This window comes from Mesorhizobium sp. Cs1299R1N3, assembly GCF_037179625.1.
Lineage (GTDB): Bacteria > Pseudomonadota > Alphaproteobacteria > Rhizobiales > Rhizobiaceae > Mesorhizobium > Mesorhizobium salmacidum.
The window spans coordinates 1-16,708 of record NZ_JAPYKQ010000031.1 but is presented as its reverse complement, the minus strand read 5'-3'; the positions used below and the strand labels follow the sequence as shown (position 1 = coordinate 16,708).

Annotated in this window: 14 protein-coding genes; 8 read left to right on the top strand and 6 right to left on the bottom strand. The window is 59.9% G+C overall.

Annotated elements, in window-relative coordinates; genetic code table 11:
• Nucleotides 1–22: 22 nt before the first annotated feature.
• Nucleotides 23–1,438 (bottom strand): adenylate/guanylate cyclase domain-containing protein, encoded by a 1,416-nt coding sequence (locus O7B34_RS30865; RefSeq protein ID WP_337149495.1) that lies wholly within the window; start codon nucleotides 1,436–1,438, stop codon nucleotides 23–25.
• Between the two features lie 35 nt (nucleotides 1,439–1,473).
• On the opposite strand from O7B34_RS30865, the gene O7B34_RS30860 reads away from it, so the two are divergent.
• From O7B34_RS30860 to O7B34_RS30850, 3 genes are all read left to right on the top strand, one after another.
• Nucleotides 1,474–2,469 carry a hypothetical protein gene (locus tag O7B34_RS30860; RefSeq protein WP_337149494.1) on the top strand — a complete coding sequence of 332 codons (996 nt, stop codon included), beginning with the start codon at nucleotides 1,474–1,476 and terminating at the stop codon, nucleotides 2,467–2,469.
• A 75-nt stretch (nucleotides 2,470–2,544) separates the two neighbouring features.
• Nucleotides 2,545–3,066, top strand: a complete 522-nt coding sequence (locus O7B34_RS30855; RefSeq protein WP_337149492.1) for a GNAT family N-acetyltransferase — start codon at nucleotides 2,545–2,547, stop codon at nucleotides 3,064–3,066.
• Between the two features lie 35 nt (nucleotides 3,067–3,101).
• Nucleotides 3,102–4,445, top strand: a complete 1,344-nt coding sequence (locus tag O7B34_RS30850; protein ID WP_337149491.1) for a hypothetical protein — start codon at nucleotides 3,102–3,104, stop codon at nucleotides 4,443–4,445.
• A gap of 22 nt (nucleotides 4,446–4,467) precedes the next feature.
• Here O7B34_RS30850 and O7B34_RS30845 read toward each other — a convergent pair whose 3' ends face one another.
• Nucleotides 4,468–6,240 (bottom strand): adenylate/guanylate cyclase domain-containing protein, encoded by a 1,773-nt coding sequence (locus O7B34_RS30845; protein WP_337149489.1) that lies wholly within the window; start codon nucleotides 6,238–6,240, stop codon nucleotides 4,468–4,470.
• A gap of 240 nt (nucleotides 6,241–6,480) precedes the next feature.
• Here O7B34_RS30845 and O7B34_RS30840 point away from each other — a divergent pair, with 240 nt between their 5' ends.
• Together O7B34_RS30840 and O7B34_RS30835 are read left to right on the top strand one after the other, a co-directional pair.
• Entirely contained in the window at nucleotides 6,481–9,780 is a 3,300-nt protein-coding gene (locus O7B34_RS30840; RefSeq protein WP_337149488.1) for an ATP-binding protein, read from the top strand.
• A 19-nt stretch (nucleotides 9,781–9,799) separates the two neighbouring features.
• Nucleotides 9,800–10,480, top strand: coding sequence for a redoxin domain-containing protein (locus tag O7B34_RS30835; protein ID WP_337139421.1), 681 nt, complete (start codon nucleotides 9,800–9,802; stop codon nucleotides 10,478–10,480).
• 128 nt (nucleotides 10,481–10,608) lie between these two features.
• Here O7B34_RS30835 and O7B34_RS30830 read toward each other — a convergent pair whose 3' ends face one another.
• From O7B34_RS30830 to O7B34_RS30815, 4 genes are read right to left on the bottom strand one after another with little or no spacing between them, the layout of a single operon-like run.
• On the bottom strand, nucleotides 10,609–11,679 hold the full coding sequence (locus O7B34_RS30830; protein ID WP_337149486.1) for an adenylate/guanylate cyclase domain-containing protein: 1,071 nt from the start codon (nucleotides 11,677–11,679) through the stop codon (nucleotides 10,609–10,611).
• Between the two features lie 3 nt (nucleotides 11,680–11,682).
• A complete protein-coding gene (locus O7B34_RS30825) occupies nucleotides 11,683–12,177 on the bottom strand; it encodes a Rab family GTPase (protein ID WP_337149485.1) in 495 nt (164 codons plus the stop codon).
• An 11-nt stretch (nucleotides 12,178–12,188) separates the two neighbouring features.
• The gene (locus O7B34_RS30820; RefSeq protein ID WP_337149484.1) at nucleotides 12,189–15,248 is read right to left on the bottom strand and encodes an OmpA family protein; all 3,060 of its coding nucleotides are present in this window, start codon (nucleotides 15,246–15,248) and stop codon (nucleotides 12,189–12,191) included.
• A 7-nt stretch (nucleotides 15,249–15,255) separates the two neighbouring features.
• Nucleotides 15,256–15,921: a hypothetical protein gene (locus O7B34_RS30815; protein ID WP_337149483.1), complete on the bottom strand. Its 666-nt coding sequence runs from the start codon at nucleotides 15,919–15,921 to the stop codon at nucleotides 15,256–15,258.
• 114 nt (nucleotides 15,922–16,035) lie between these two features.
• Between O7B34_RS30815 and O7B34_RS30810 the strand changes: the two genes are divergently transcribed.
• The 3 genes from O7B34_RS30810 to O7B34_RS30805 all read left to right on the top strand — a co-directional run.
• Nucleotides 16,036–16,191, top strand: a complete 156-nt coding sequence (locus O7B34_RS30810) for a transposase (RefSeq protein ID WP_337149482.1) — start codon at nucleotides 16,036–16,038, stop codon at nucleotides 16,189–16,191.
• Between the two features lie 152 nt (nucleotides 16,192–16,343).
• Nucleotides 16,344–16,496, top strand: coding sequence for a glycosyltransferase (locus O7B34_RS32280; RefSeq protein WP_442921022.1), 153 nt, complete (start codon nucleotides 16,344–16,346; stop codon nucleotides 16,494–16,496).
• Between the two features lie 60 nt (nucleotides 16,497–16,556).
• On the top strand, nucleotides 16,557–16,708 hold a 152-nt coding region (locus O7B34_RS30805; RefSeq protein WP_337149511.1), incomplete at its 3' end, for a glycosyltransferase family 2 protein.

Here is a 16,708-nt window from a genome sequence, read left to right as displayed (position 1 = left end):
CCTGGAATTGCCCTGGAATTCCTCAGGTGATTGTATACACCGCGATCTCCCGCTCAATGCCGCGCAGCGAGACCTCGTGAGGCACGGGCGTCAGCGCGTTCCTGCGCAACAGATCGGCGGTGAGATTGTCGTCGACCACCGCACGGGTGGCGAAGATCGCCTGTGGGTTGGCCAGGTTCTGGACCCGTGAAGCAATGTTGACCGTCTGGCCAAAATAGTCCTGCCGCTCGTTCATGGACACGGCGATGCAAGGGCCGGCATGGACACCGATCTTGAGCAGCAGATCCTCGCGCCCGCTTTTTTCATTGAGCGCACGCATGGCATCGCGCATCCTGAGGGCCGCAGCAATCGCACGATCAGGCGTCGCGAAGGTCGCCATCACCGCATCACCGATCGTCTTCACCACCGCGCCCGCCTCCGCCGCGACGATCTCGTGCAGCACCTGGAAATGCTCGCGCACGAGATCGAAGGCTGAAAGATCGCCAACCCGCTCGTAAAGCTCGGTCGATCCGCGCAGGTCGGTGAACAGGAAGGTCAGGCTGGTGATCTTCAGCCGCTGGTTGATGTCGAGCGTGTCCGTGCGATAGAGATCGCGGAACGTCTGGTTGGTTAGCAGGCGCTTGGCGGTCACGAAGGGCCGGCGCTTGCCCAGGAAATCATGCAATGCGTGGCCGGCGATGAAGACAGTCGGCAGCACACGGGTGTCGGTCCTGTTTTCCAGCGAAATGCGCAAAGGGCCTGGTTGCATCTCCAAGGTCTGGTTCTGGACATGGTCGCGGTCGAAAACCAAGGAGAGGCTTCGACGCTCCTTTGTTGGTTCGCCCTTGGCGTCGATGAACTGCGCTGAATGCGTGACCGGCTCGAAGACGATCACGAATTCAGACGGAAGCTGTATGGGCAGAACCGCCTTTTCACCGGGCGCAAGCTCGATATCCTCCAGCGAGAACGCTTCCATCTTCTCCGCGAAATCCTCGTCCGGCAGATCGGCGCCGGACGCCCAGTAGATCTGGCGGAAGTATTCTATCAACGGCAGTTCGTGCGGATTGTGGGCGGCAATCCTGCGCATGCGGGGACTGATGGTGAATGTCACCTCGACCATCTCGTCGAGGGTCGGCGAATAGCCCTGGGAGCACAGCGCGCAGGTGTATTCGTCCTTCTGCATGGTTTTCAGCGTGGCGTTGGTGTCGAGCACGCCGCCGCAGCCGGGGCACAGAACATTCCAGGAGATGTCGAAGATGCCCACCCGCGCCGCATGGAGAAAGGCGCTGATGGTGCGTTCCTCGTCGAGGCCATTCTTGCTGGCGAAGGCCAGCGCATTGATGCGGCAAAGTTCGTGGTCCTTGCCCTCGGCGATGGTTCGCCGGATCGCGTCGATTGCCTGCGGATCGACATCGGTCGATTGCCGCAAAAGCGAGAACAAGTCCTGAGCTTCGGTCATCGTGCAGGCTCCGGAAAATGCGCCTCCCAGGCGTGTTGGCCGGACCGGTCTTCGGTCCGCGCACTCCATCTTACGTCGAAAGGGATGGAACGGCCATTCGAATGGATAGATCTGGTGACAGCTCAATTTGCATTCGGCGGATTTTCACCGGCCGCAAGCGGCACTATGATGGGTGCATGGCGCAGTCATCTTTGGGGCTTTCTCCCGTGCCGACACCCGACAACCCGCCATTTCCCGCGGCGTTGCGGCTTTTCTCGGCAGGGGTCATTATCGTCCTGATCGTCGGCGCCGGCCTGTTTTTCGCGCCTGCGCTGGTCAAGCCGCGCTGGCCTTGGCCCGTCACGCCATTCAGTGCCCGCTTTCTCGGCGGCTTCTACACCGCCGAAATGGCAGTGATGGCGGCGCTCTTGTTCTGGAATCGCTGGTCGCCGGGCAGGCTCGTGCTGGTCATGGCCTTCATCTTCACCGTCATCGTGTCGGCGGTTTCGTTGATCAATCTCGGCTATTTCAACCTCGAGCGAAAAGCGACCTGGCTCTGGTTTCTGGTCTATCTTGGTTCGGTCGCGGTATCCGGGTTGTTCCTGTGGCGGGCAAGAGCCCGTCCGTCAGCAAAAGGCGTGACCCTAAGCCCCGCATGGCGCAGCTACATGTTGGCGGAGACGGCGATCCTTGGGCTCTATGGCTTTGGCATGTTGCTGTTTCCCCTGATGGTCAGCAGCACCTGGCCATGGACGGTCGATCCCTTCCACGCCCAGGTCTACAGCGCCATCTTCCTCGCCGGCGCTGGCGGCACGTATCTCGTTTGGAAAAACGCGCCGCGCGAAGAATTGCTGGTGCTAGGCCTGGCGCAATTTCTGGTCGGCCTGCTTTCCATCCTTGGCCTCGTTATCACTGACGCCGCGGTGCACCGGATCGACTGGACGGCGGCCGCTACCTTGGGCTGGCTCGCCCTTTTCGGCTGGATCGGCATCAGCGGCGCCTTCAAACTCTACACCGCCTCCCGGTATTTTGGTTCGCAATCGGCAGCATAGGCTGCAGAGACGGCTGGATTTTCAGGTGACGTCCGGTGCATCGTGCCGGGCCGATTGCCTTCGCCCGGGAAAGCCATGACCAGCACGACCTCGCCATCCGAGAAAATCCAGCCGCAGCTCCGGGCCGTCCGGCCAAACGATGCGGAGGCGCTTTGCGCTATCTTCAACATGCCGGGCTTCCGCTGGGGCACGCTCAGGATGCCGTTCGAGACGGTGGATCAGGTGGAGCGGCGCATCGCCAAGTCCGGCCAGGAAACCACCTGGATCGTCGCCGAATTGGACGGCAAGGTCGTCGGCCACGGCAGCCTGGTCGTGCAAAGCTCGCCGCGCCGTTCGCATATCGGCGAGATCAATATCGGCCTAGACGATGGCTTTGTCGGCAAGGGTATCGGCTCTGCCATCCTTGGCGCGCTGCTTGACGTGGCCGACAACTGGCGCGCCCTGAAGCGGGTCGAATTGAGCGTCTATGCCGACAACGAACCGGCCATCCGTCTCTACACCAGCCACGGCTTCCAGGTTGAAGGCCGGCATGTGAAGGCCGGTTTTACCAACGGGCAGTATCACGACCTCCTGAGCATGGCCCGGTTGCGGTTCTAATGACCGCCCTCTTCGCCCCAGCCCCTGCCCCCCCCGTGGAAATTCTGGCTGTGCTGTCGCTGCTCTGCCCGGAAGTCGTGCGTGACATCGAGCAGAACTGGAATGTTCCGGTTTCCGACTACGCCCGCCATCTGTGGCGGCCGGTGGCAAGGCCTGCATCGGGCCCGGCGATCGCTGCCCGCTCGATCCTGCGCGAAGTCCTGCATCAGCGCCTCGGTGCAATTATGCAGCCTGAGGAGATCGGCAAGGCCCTCGAAGAGTTCGAGCACAGACCGGTGATTCAATCCGGTCTGCACTGCCTGCTTCTGATGGACCGGATCACCTTCGATGCCCTCCTGTTTGCCTGGCTCGGCGCGGTCGAAAACCGGCTGTCAGCCTTCGTCGGCTTCATGGGAACGACGATGACGATGGAGACAATTGGCCGGGAGGGGCCCGGATGGCTCGATGTCGGAGACGACAAGGTCAACCTGTTTGGCATGGGGCGCCACAAACTGTGCCGCAAAAGCGCCTGCGTGGCCGGTCCCGTCTCCCTCAACAAGCGCGCGCTCGAAGCGGTGGGCGATGAAACGGATGCCAGCCGCTGGCTGGGTACACTGCTTGCCAGCCAGGACAAGGTGTTTGCGACCGCCGCCGATGCGCTGACAGAAATCAACGAGGAACTGGTCACCGATTGGGATCGTTCCGGCATGGCGCGGCCGGTTTTTATCGATGATCGGCTCGCCGCGGCGGTCATGACGCGGCATCTGGACCAAGACGGCAGTCTTCTTTCCAGGCTGCTTCTTGAGCCCGCAAGGCGCCAGCGTCTCGACCATGCCTTGCAAGAGGCCGCGTCGGGCCCATTTGGCAGATTCCTGCCCAATGCCACCGCCTATTTCTGGGGCATCCGCGAGCAGCGCGTGCGCAAACTCGTCCTAGAGAACGGGCACCTGATCGAGCCTGACAGGCCGCATGGCCTTTCCATCCCGTTCGAGCGGCCGCATCTCCAGCAGGCGTTGCTGGAGGGCGTGCTGCTGCCGGACTTGTTCCTGACGTTTCTCGTCCTTGCCATATTGCCGCGCGTGCGGGTTGTGGGCGGCCTGAGACAGATTGGCTATGTAGCGCTTTTCCACTCGATCGTGCTGGCTGCGCTGGATGAAAGCGCGCCGGAAGAGCGTGATTTGGCTGCGGAGCTGCAGGTTCGGGAAAATGCCTGGGGCATGCGTGTCATCGATGAAAAGATCTCGGTCCGCGAGCAGCTTGCCGGCCTGCCGGAAGGGGCGCTCTTCGCGGACCTGCTCCGGCAATACCGTTCGCGGACATTTGCCGAGACCACAGACAACCTGAAACTGGTTCGCGAAAACGCGCGATGGCGCAAGATCGGCCAAGCCTATAGCGTCTGATCCGGCCGCATGGCCTCACCAGTCATTGCACTATACCGGCCTTGCGGAGCCCCTCCACCACGAGTTCGAAATCGGCAGGGTTCTTGTAGGGCAGGACTTTGCGACGGTATTCCAGCGAGTAGTCGGGATTGACGCGAAGCACCTCCTGCCATGCCGCTCGGGCCTCGGCGAAACGGCCCAGATGGCCGTAGCTGGCGGCCAGAAGCGCCCGCGAGACGTCGGTGACAGCATTGCGAGCCAGCCGTTGCATCAAGAGGTCAACGGCCTCTTCGTACCTTCCCAGTTGAAACAAGGCCAAAGCCTGGAAGTGCAGAAGCACATCAGGAAAATATGGATTCAAGATCTTCGCCCGGGCAAAACTCTCGAGGGCGGCCTCGGATCTGCCCGAATAATACAGCGCCTCGCCGAGGGCGACGTGCGCTTCGGCGAAGTTCGGATTGAGGACTAGCGCGCGCTCGGCCTCGTCGATGGCCCCATCGTGCCGTCGTGTGTACAGCTTGGCAATAGCAAGCGCCCAGTGCGCCCAGGGATCGCTGCCATCCAGCGTTACCGCTCGCGTTGCGGCTTCTTCCGCTTGCGCCATCGATTCCGGCGGCGACGCACTCCACCGGTTCAGGTAATCGAGTCCGTGCGTGAGGGCCAGGAATGCGTGGGCGGAGGCAAACTTCGGGTCCAGTTCGATGGCACGTTGCAAGAGGTCGCGGGCCGCGACGTTCGTCTCCCTCGTCAGCCGGTGCCATAGCTCCCTGCCCCGCAGGAAATAGTCATACGCCTCCGTGTTGCGCGGGTACTCTGGCGCCAGCCGCTGACGGTCATCCTCAGTCAGATTGAGGGCCAGCGCGCCAACGATCTGTTGCGTCACGTCGTCCTGCACGGCGAATATGTCGGTCAGGTCGCGATCGAACCGCTCCGCCCAAAGATGGCCGCCCGAAGTTGCGTCGATGAGCTGCGCGGTGATGCGCACCCTGTTCCCCGACTTGCGTACGCTGCCCTCAAGGACATGCCGCACGCCGAGCTTCGTGCCCACCTCCTGCACATGGACGTTCTGGCCCTTGAAGGTGAACGACGAATTGCGTGCGATGACGAAGAGCTGTGACAGTTTGGACAGGGCCGTGATGATGTCTTCGGAGATGCCGTCGGCGAAGTAGTCCTGTTCGGCGTCACCGCTCATGTTGGCGAACGGCAGCACGGCGATCGACAGCTTCGGCGGCACTGCCGTAGCCGGCCGGCTCGTCGCGGTTTCCGAGGTCGCGGCCGCCTTGGTTGCGGCGCTGCCTACTTGCAGCGAATAGACCCGGATCGGCTCGGCGATGTTCTTGAGCTGTGTGCTGCCGAGATCGCTGACCGAGAGGTCGAGCCTCGCCTTGACCTGGCGATAGGCATCCTCGGACAGGCAGATGGCGCCGGGCGCCGAGAGTCCCTCCAAACGCGAGGCGATGTTGACGCCGTCGCCCATCAGGTCGCCGTCGCTTTCTTCGACCACATCTCCCAGATGGATGCCGATCCTGAACTCGATACGGCGGTCCTGCGGCACGCCGGCATTGCGCTCAACCATACCATTCTGAACTTCTATGGCGCAGCGCACGGCATCCACCACACTGCGGAACTCAACCAGCGCCCCATCGCCGGTGCGCTTGATCACCCGGCCGTGGTGCACTGCGATGATCGGATCGATCAGGTCGCTGCGCAGTGCCCGCAGCCTCGCCAAAGTACGATCTTCGTCCGCGCTCGCGAGCCGGCTATATCCGACCACATCCGCAGCTAGGATTGCGGCTAGCTTACGATTCTCGCTCAAGGGTCCGCCTCCTCATCTCCACGATAGCAGGAAGACCGAACCAAGAGGAAACTTTCGTAACCGACAGCCACGCAGAAACCCGAATTGGCTGCGCGCTGCCACAGGCCCCACCCGATCGCCCGATGCCCATTTGCGCTGCCGCTTGCCGGTCGACGGCTATCGGTTCATGCTTGTGAATACCCTGGCCGTGAAGTGCGTAAGGAGATCACGCAGTCACGGCCCCTAGTGAGGTCTGGCTCGATGGACTGCGCAGGCTGCGGTTTCAAGGTTGAGGGCGGTTACGCTTTCTGTCCGAAGTGTGGCAAGCGCCAGCCCGTGCCATGCGCCAGTTGCGGCTATCCCTGCGCACCTGATTTCGAGTTCTGTCCGAAATGTGGGGCAAGCGTCGGTGCACCCGCAAAAGCCGTCGAACGGCCTGCTCCGACACCAAGCCGAACCATTGTGCCGCCTTCTCGAACTCCGTCGCTGCTTGCGAACATCGATAGCGACGAAGGGCTGCATCCCATCTCTGACGCCGATCGCCGGACGGTAACCGTCCTCTTTGCCGACCTTTGCGGTTTCACGACACTCAGCGAGCAGCTCGACCCCGAGGTCATGCAAACGCTGCAGAACGAACTGTTCAAGGAATTGACGGCGGCCGTGCGAAACTTTGGTGGTTTCGTCGACAAATTCATCGGCGACGCACTGCTCGCTTTGTTCGGTGCGCCGGTCGCGCATGAGGACGATCCGGAACGTGCGCTTCGCGCCGCTCTCGACATGATCGCCCGGACGGCGCGGCTCGGCGAAAGCGCCCCCCACTCCGGCTCGCCTCTATTACTCCACATCGGCATAAACACTGGTCCGGTCGTTACTGGACGATTAGGCATCGGCACCGCCAAATCCTATTCGGTGACCGGCGACACGGTGAATACAGCGCAACGCCTGCAATCGCTGGCCGCACCGGGTGAAGTGCTGGTAGGCGAACTCACTCACAGGCTGACCCGGCATGCCTTCTCTTACGAGTCGATGGGTGATGTCGTGCTTCGCGGCAAGGCTGGCAGTGTGCTCGTCCATCGACTGGATGCACCGCTTGCGGCGCCGCGTGCAGCGCGTGGGCTCGAGGCGCTCGGCCTCAGCGCGCCGATGATAGGTCGTGCTGCGGAGCTCAATAGAATGCTGGCGAGCCTTGACCAGGCGTGCGGCGGCTCGGCCCAACTTGTCCGCCTCGTCGGAGAAGCCGGTATCGGGAAATCGCGGCTGGTGAAGGAGTTCGTCGCCCGTGTCGGCGACGAGGACCGTTTTCGCAACGTCGCCGTGCGACAGGCCACGTGCTCACCGCTGGGCGAACAATCATTTGGCGCCTTGGGTGCAGTGGTGCGCGGTGCTGCCGGGATGATGCAAAACGACAATGGGGACGAAATGCGGGGGAAGCTCGCAGGCTTGCTTGCCGATCTCGGCCTGCAGGGCGAGGAGGCGAAGCGGCTGATGCCTTTGCTCTACCATGTGCTTGGCCTTGGCGACCCCGATGCCACCTTGCAGCATGTCGAACCCGAGCAGCTACGGCGGCAAATTCTCTACGCGGTCCGCACCATCATAGAACGGCGGCTTGCGTTGTCGCCGCTGTTGATTGTCGTCGAAGACCTGCACTGGGCCGACGCCGTTTCGCTCGAGGCACTACGTTTCGTGATGGACAGGTTGGAACGCACGCGGTTGATGGTGCTGGTCACGCATCGCTCGGCGCCGGACAGCGGCCAGCTCGACTCAAGTCGGGTCAGTCACACGGCGCTCAGGCTTTCGCCGCTCAACAGCGATGAAGGACGCAGCCTGCTGGCGGCGCTTTTCGGCGAGAGCTGGGTAAGCTCCGCAGGAGGGCTCGTCGATCAGATCCTCGAGCGAGCGGGCGGCAACCCTCTTTTTGTAGAGGAGATCGTTCGCGGCCTTATTGATCGCGGTGTACTGATGCGCGAGGGCCAGCAATGGCGGACTGTGGCAGGCGAAGTCGCAACCGACATTCCCGCCACTATCCAGGCAATGTTGCTTGCCCGCGTCGACCGGCTGCCACAAGAGGTGCGCCGGTTGGCCCAGGAAGCCGCGGTAATCGGCCCACGCTTCGATGCCACACTTCTGAAGACCGTGACAGCCGACCCCGCCCGGCTAGAAGCCGGCTGCGAACTGCTTTGCGATGCGGAAATCATTGAGGAAGTTGCCGGATCAGGCTCTGTCTCGTCGCAAAGCTATCGCTTTACTCAAACCTTGCTGCAGGACGTGATCTACCAGAATCTGCTCCTGCAACGCCGGACCGAAATCCACGGGCGGATAGGTGCTGCCTTGGAGCAACTGTGCGGCGATAATCCGGAACGGCTCGAGGATTTGACCGTGCTCGGTCATCAGTTCGCACAGAGCGCCGAGCGGGAGAAGGGCGCGCATTACCTGCAGGCGGCCGGTGATCGCGCTCGCATGATATACGCCAACGACGACGCCCTTCGTTTCTACGAGCGAGCACTGACTGCGTTGGAGGCGACCGGGCAAACACCGCTCAAACTGACAATTGCCGAGCGCATTGCCGATTTGAGCGGCCCGGCGGGCCGCCGCGAGATCGCTCACCGCCACTACGAAGCGGCGTTGCAGGCATACCGCGAGTCGGCCGATCGCGTAGCGTCGGCGCGAGTTTTGCGTAAGATCGGTCGGCTGCTCTGGGACGTCGGCAAGCGGGACAAAGCAGAATCCCGCTACGCTGAAGCGGCAGCGCTCCTCGATGGAGCGGATGCTCCGATCGAGCAGGCGCATCTCTGGGAAGAACGTGGCCGACAGGCGTTCCGTAGCGGAGATCACGCTCTCGCGGCAAAATGGGCAGACGCGGCGTTGGACTGCGTACGCACTCTGACAACGGAGCATGTCTCCGATGTAGGGCGTGAGGCCACTCTTGTGACCGCCGAGGCCCTCAATACCAAGGCTGTCGCGCTGGCTCGCCTTGGGCGAAACCGTGAAGCCGTGGGTCAGGTCGAGCACAGCATTGAATTGGCCGAAGCCGCCGGTCTGCTGGGCGCGGCCTGCCGCGGCTACACCAATCTCGGCGTGCTTTACACGACCATCGATCCAGCACGGGCGATGGAGGTCTGTCGGCGCGGTCTTGAAGTCGCGCGCCATATTGGTGATTTGGGCTTCCAGGCGCGCCTTCTCGCCAATCTGGCGGTCGCTTGTTGTACTTTCACGGATCGCTGTCCAACAGAGGGCGTGCCTGCTGCCGAGAAAGCCATCGAGATCGACCGGGCACTCGACCAGCGAGAGCACCTGCCGGTGCCGTTGATTGTGCTTGGGCAGATCCACCAGTGCAACGGCCGTCCGGAACTGGCCGTTGGCTTGTTCCAGGAAGCACTGGACGTAGCCCGCGAAACGGGCGAACCCCAACTGCTGTTTCCGTGCTATGATGGTCTCGCAACGCTTAATCTCGACCTCGACAATCTGGCTGAGGCCGAACGGTACTTTTCCCTGGCGCAGGGTATATGCGCCCAGCACGGGCTCGACCCGGAAGCGCTTGTGGTGCTGCCCTTTCTCGACTAGCCGGGGTTGGAGGTTGGAAATGTCCGCGCATAGTGACTTGTTGCCACTTCAACCGGGAGACCGAGCGCCGAACTTGGTACTCGACGCCATTACCCAGGAAGGCAAGATCGCGCTTGACGACTTTCGCGGACAAAAACCGGTGCTGGTCGGTCTGTTTCGAGGTCTGCATTGTGCGTTTTGCCGCCGCCATATCGCCGCCCAGGCGCGGCTTGATCCGGAGCTGCGCGAAAAGGGCGTGGAGAGCCTGACGGTGGTCAACACGCCGATCGAACGGGCGCGTCTCTATTTCCGCTACCACCCGATGCCGAACCTGCTTGCGGCCTCAGACCCTGAACGCGCTTCACATCGTGCTTTTGGACTGCCCAATCTCGAATTCACCCAAAACGAGACGAACTGGCCGTACAAGGTCTCGATCGCAGCTGCAAAGGATATGCGGGTCGTCATGCCGAGCGAGTTGCCCGGTCCCATGGATCCTTTTGCGGCCAGCGAATTCCTCGACAAGAAGGACAATTACGAAGTGACCGAAGCCGACGAGCAGATGATGGCGACGGGACACGGACAACTGATCGGTCAGTTCCTATTGGACCGGCAAGGGATCGTTCGCTGGAGCTTCACGGAGGTTCCAGAAGGTGGGCGATACATGTTTGGGGCGCCAAACCCGCAGGAACTGATGTCAGCCGTGTCCCAAGTCGCCCAATAGAGCGTCGGAAGACTGCATTGCTGCCATTTGCGATGCCGATAATGAAGGTCACCATTAGTCAAAACTTCGCGTTAAAGCTTGGGGCTTGAGATGCGTGGGCTCCAGGGTCGGCACTGCCGTGCGGCAAATCAGGCCGGGAGCCGCCACATTCGCACACGACCTGTACCACGCAATTCCGTTTCCTCGAGTGGGTCGCAAGCAAAATTTGGTCCAAGCATTTGGCGAGTTGCATCCGAAATACGGATTTCATCGGGCTCCGCGGACGTTTGAATACGCGAGGCGAGATTAACCGTCTCGCCCCACAGGTCATAGGCGAACCGCCTCTTGCCTATGACGCCCGCGACGATTGGGCCTGAGTGAATTCCAATTCTGAGTCTCAGCGGTTCTCCTGCGAAGCGTTCGCGCTTGACCGCCTTGCGCAGCTCAAGTGCATAGCGCGCGAGGGCCTTTGCATGATCGGATCGCGCGGTGGGCAGGCCAGCGACCACCATCACACAATCGCCGATTGTCTTGATCTTTTCGCAGCCGTATCGTTCCGAGAGCCGATCCGCCGCCTTGAAGAAGTAATTTAAAATAGCGAGCGTAGTCACGGCTCCGACGCTCCGCGCTCGTTCTGTAAAACCGACTATGTCGGCAAAAAGCACACTCACTTCTGCGTGGTTGTCAGCAATTTTTTTGTGCGCTTTTAATCGCTCCGCGATCGACGCCGGAAGAATGTTGAGGAGCAGGGTTTCGGCGCGCTGGTATTCACGCGCCAACCCCTCCTGGCTCTTCCTCAACGCCTCGTTCGTCGATTGTAATTTCTCGTTGAGTTGACGCTCCCTCTCTTGCAGGAGTGTCATTTCATAAGCCTTTTGTTGAAGCCGCTGCCTATTGTCGCGTTCGGCAGTGGCATCAAGAAAGAGCAGCCACACGCAGGCATTGTCAGCAAAAAAATGAAGGTCCGCGACACGCCCGCTGGGCAGCTCGACCATGGCAATGTGAAACGGAAGCTCCGGGCAAGGCAGCAAACCTTCCATGAATTCAAGCTGCTCGGCAACAGGCTCGCCAATGCGAAGCGATGAGAGTCCATAATGTTCAATATTTCCGCCCTTAGCAGTTATGCAAAGCTGGGCGTCGATTTTCAGATATGCGACCGAGTTCCCATTGTAGAAGAAATTGAAAATCCAGCTGCTGACTTCTCGTGGCAATCCATGCATGGTCTATTTGGTTACCATCAAAGCAAGTTGACGAAACGCATCATCAACATTCTCACCCGAGAGCGCACTCGTTAGATAGATTTGCCATCCACGCTGCCTCAGTTCGTCAATCTCGCTATCCGATATTGCCCACCGATCGGCCAGATCGGATTTGTTGAACAGCACCACGAACGGCATGGCGCCGAATTCGGCCTCGACCCGTTCGCGCAGCGTTAGCGCCACGGCAAGAGTGGCGGCGCGCGTTCCATCGACGACAAGCACAAGCCCGGTTGCACCTCGCACATAGCTGACGCGGAATGAGCCGATATCGTCTTCACCAGCTAAATCCCACAAAATCAGATCCACGGTTTTGTCCGGGAGCGCGACACTCTTCTTGTCGATTTTCACTCCCACCGTGGTCAAGTAGGTTTCTGAAAAGATGCTCTGCACATACCTGCGCACCAGACTCGTCTTCCCGACAGAGAACCCGCCCAGCATGCAGATCTTTTTTTGCAACATCCTTGGCTCCACTAGTCCAGGTTTACCGTAATCGAAACCCGGCGATTGGTGGAGCTCCCGGTTTGACTATTTTCAGGCACCAGCGGCTCAAAAGTGCCCGCGCCCCGAACCAGCAGCAGTTCCGGAGCGACGCCGCGTTTGTTGAGAAGCGCACGAACTGTCTCGGCGCGGGCTGCACTGATCGACGCGTTGGCCGTCTCACGGCCCGTGGTGTCCGAATGCCCGGTCAACATGAACCGTGCTGTTACGCCTGACTTGCGGGCATCTTGGGCGAATTCCTTTATTTGATCCGCCAACCTGTCGAGAACCGGCAACTGCTCCGGTCCCGGCACAACTTTGCCGGAAGAGAAGAAAATATCGGTCGCCTGGATGGCTTCTCTCAAATAATTAAGATCTGCAAGGTTCAGCTCACGCAGCTGCGAGACATCCAGAACCACTCCGTCCGCCGAAAGTTGTTCGGCGGTGGCCTGCGCCCGGTTGATCCAGCCGGCAGAAGCCTCACCCACGACAACGATGCGACCCTGGATGATCGAAAGCTGAACCGATTTCGGCGGGGACAGCGACGCCGTCAGCCGCTTCACCACGAACTTCGGATCAAGGCTCTGATAGAATTGCCACTGTGAATGAACGCGGGCAGGATCAACCTGCGTTCCGGACAGCAGAGTTTGCGGGTCGGCGGCAAGCGGGTCTCTCAGGCCGGAAATGTAGAATTGGCCGCCCCTCGCCGTTTGTTGGGCGACGATGATTCCCGGTTGGGCCTCAAGTCGCGATACATAATACTGCCAGTGCTCCGCCTCGCGTGCTTCGGGGCTCACATCACGAACCTTGGAGATGTCGAATTCCGGTCCGCCTGCCGAAAGCTGTCGGGCCGCTGCGCGCGCCCGATCTATCCAGGTGTCGGGAGCCTCACCTTCGGCAACGATGCGACCCTCCACGATCGAAAGCCGAACCGATTTCAGCGGATACAGCGACGCCGTCAGCCGCTTCAACACGAACTCCGGCGCAAGGCTCTGATAGAATTGCCACTGCGAATGAACCCGGGCGGGATCGACCTGCGTTCCGGACAACAGCGACTGCGGGTCGGCGCCAAGCGGGTCTCTCAGGCCGGAGATGTAGAATTGGCCGTCGCGTATCTTTTGTTCGGCAACGATGATGCCCGGCTGGGTCTCCAGTTGCGACACATAAGCCCGCCAGCGCTCCGCCTCGCGTTCTTCGGGGTCACGGACCCCGGAAATATCGAATACCGGCCCGCCTGCTGAAAGCTGCCGGGCTGCGGCCTGCGCCCGGTCGATCCACGTGGCAGCAGCCTCACCTTCGGCAACGATGTGATCATTGACGATTGAAAGCCGCACTGTGTTCGGCGGAGCCAGCGACGCCGTCAGCCGCTTCAACACGAACTCCGGCTCAAGGCTCTGATAGGATTGCCACTGTGAATGAACGCGGGCAGGATCAACCTGCGCTCCAGACAACAGCGACTGTGGGTCGGCGGCAAGCGGATCTCGCAGCCCTGCAATATAGAATTGGCCATCGTGTATCTTTTGTTCGGCAACGATGATGCCCGGCTGGGTCCCCAGTCGCGACACGTAGGCCTGCCAGTGCTCTGCCGCGCGTGCTTCGGGGCTTACATCGCGGACCCTTGAGATATCGAATACTGGCCCGCCTGCCGAAAGCTGTCGGGCCGCTGCGCGCGCCCGATCTATCCAGCTATCGGGAGCCTCACCCTCGGCAACGAGGCGATCATCGACGACCGAAAGTCGTACTGAATCCGGCGGAGCCAGCGACGCCGTCAGCCGCTTCAACACGAACTCCGGTTCAAGGCTCTGATAAAATTGCCACTGCGAATGAACCCGGGCAGGATCGACGTGCGTTCCGGACAGCAGAGCTTGCGGGTCGGCGGCAAGCGGGTCTCTCAGGCCGGCAACATAAAATTGGCCGCCGCGTATCTCTTGTTCGGCAACGATGATGCCCGGCTGGGTCTCCAGTCGCGATACGTAGGCCTGCCATCGCTGCCCGGATTGCCAGGAAAGAAAGAACCAACCGCCAGCCAGACTCAAAAGCAGCAGAGCCAGAGCTACCACCAGCCACGGAAAACCCTCGTTTGACTCCTCCTGCTTCAGCTCGACGCAGGTCTGCAACTGCGCCTCTATGCCGGCCAACTGCGAACTGTCACCGTCAAACTCCACTAAAGCCTGCGAGCATTCCTCATGGATACGAAGCAATACATCGCGAACTATTTCATGCAGTTCTTCTGGCGGATTTCCTCGGATCACCGAAACCAGGGTCGCAAACGGTCCAACTTCCGACCAGAGACGAAGGTCGCCAAAGCGAATTGTGTCCAGGCCGCTCTGCTCTTTCTCGTTAAATGAATCTTTCACAAAATCTTGAATTGCACTGAGCATCGAAGAAATGAGTTGAGGATCTTCGCTCGTCGCATTGTCCGCAGTTACATGCGCTATCAAAAGACCTGAATTGCGATTAATGAGAAAGACGTGCTCTACACGATAGATAAGAGAATGCTTCAGCACAACTTCAGAGAAGCTAGCACCAGTCCTCCAGGATTCGAGTCTCCACTTGAGCCCATGCCAGGTGAATATATGTCTTAAAGTTTCATTCAGCGACTGAAAAGTCTGGTCGATCTTTTCCCCGATCGACTTGCGAATTGCCGGCAGAAACACCGGGTATAGTATATCCGTCAGCGTGCGCGGGCTCTTCTGGATGGACCGCTGCACAGCCCTTTCGACAGCCGGCGCAAGGGCCTCGCCGAGTTGCGCATGAGGCGCTCGTGCGGCCGCACTGGGAAGCACGTCGCCCACGGCTGCCGCAAGCTGCTCCGGTTCGTCGAGCAGATGCGTAACTCGTGAAAGCTCCGAAATTTCGCGGCTGACCAGCAACTGGCGCAGCGTTTCCATGCGAGGATCGGCGGTTGGAACTCCGCCGAGACGCGCACGGTAGTCCGGATCAACGTTCCGGGCAATTTCGATCAAAAGACGGGCCAGAGCCTCGCGATCAATCTCTGTATCGTTCGAGGCTGTTTTTTGTGGAAGGCTGATTGGGTCGACGGTCGACGTCAAGTTCCGATCAACTCACTTTCCAGCTACGCTCCGAGTTGTTCTTGCTGCCGACGGGATCCTGGTTCAGACATTTTGCAACCTCGACAAACAGGCCAGCCAAAAGATTTCGGTCGGTCTTGACGTTGCCGAGATCGGAAAACATTTTCTCCATCAGCATCTGAATGCCTTCATTCTTTTGCTTGATTTCCTCACGCAGCAAATGATCGTTTCGATTTATCCGGTCCGCAATTTCGCGCTCAAGCTCGTTCAATTGATCCGACAACGCGCGCACCTGCTTTTCAAGCGCTTGATTTTGCTCGCGAAGATTCCGGTCAATCTCCTTGTCGGCGTCGGCTCGCGCGTCTTTTTCGTTCCGCAATTGCGCCGCAAGCGAGTCGACCTGCTTTTTCGCATTTGACTCGTACATTTCAAGATTGCGCTTGGCCTCGGATTCGACATCCTTGAAGCGCTGCAATACCCGTTCTTCAAGCTTGGAAAAGCGGCGGTCATAGTCCTGCATCTGGTTGCCGAACAGCAGATCACGTATCTTGTCGACACCTACAGCGTCGCCGGGGGTCCCGCTCTCGCGAGCCTGGCCCGCCATGAAGGCCAGCCCGTTTCCCTCTGCATTACTTGTCAGATTTGCGTCCGCTTTATTTGCCGGAGAAGCGGTACTCGAAGATTCCTTAGCCATCCCTATACCCTTCATTTGAACAGCAGCCACCGTACTAATTTAGCAACTTATAAAGATGTCAGCAAAATACCCGGCTCGCAAGCCGGAATCTTTTCGGCTTAAGCCGGTTCGCGCGTGAATTTCGAGCGCCTTGGATCCATCATCAAGCAACTGCGGCGCTCGCAGTTCGGCCGCGGTTCCGAGTGGGTCGATCCGGATCAACTTGCGCTCTCGTCTTCGCCGCGATCATCTTTTTTGCCGAGGGCCGCAGCTCTAAGGCGTCGGGCATGAGCGCTTGCCGTTCAAGCCTGTCTTCAAGTCTTTTTTCTTGCCCCTAATTCGCCCCGATCTTGACAGGGCAGAGCTGCCATCCGATGCCGTTATCCGGTTCTGACATTCGCCGACTCTTGCCGAAGAAAACGAAAGCTCGATGATCCAGAATAATGCTACCGCAAAGCAGTGTGGTACCGCTGTTCAATGTCGAGCAAAACATCGGCGCAATGCATGCCGGCATCCGCCGGCAGACCTACCAGATACTGGATATAGTCGTTGTGGACGATGGGTCGAATGGATCGGCGTCGATCGTGACGGCCTAAGCCGACAAAGATCAACGCAACTTGTTCCACCACTTACGAACCAGGCGGGGGTAAGACAACGTGGCGCATAATCCATTGGTTTCAATCGTGGTGCCTGCGCGGAACGCCGAGGTCACGCTCACACAAGCGCTCGATTGCCTCCTCGGCCAGGGCATTGCTGATTGGGAGGCGATCATCGTCGACGATGGCTCGACGGATAATACCGCGCAAAT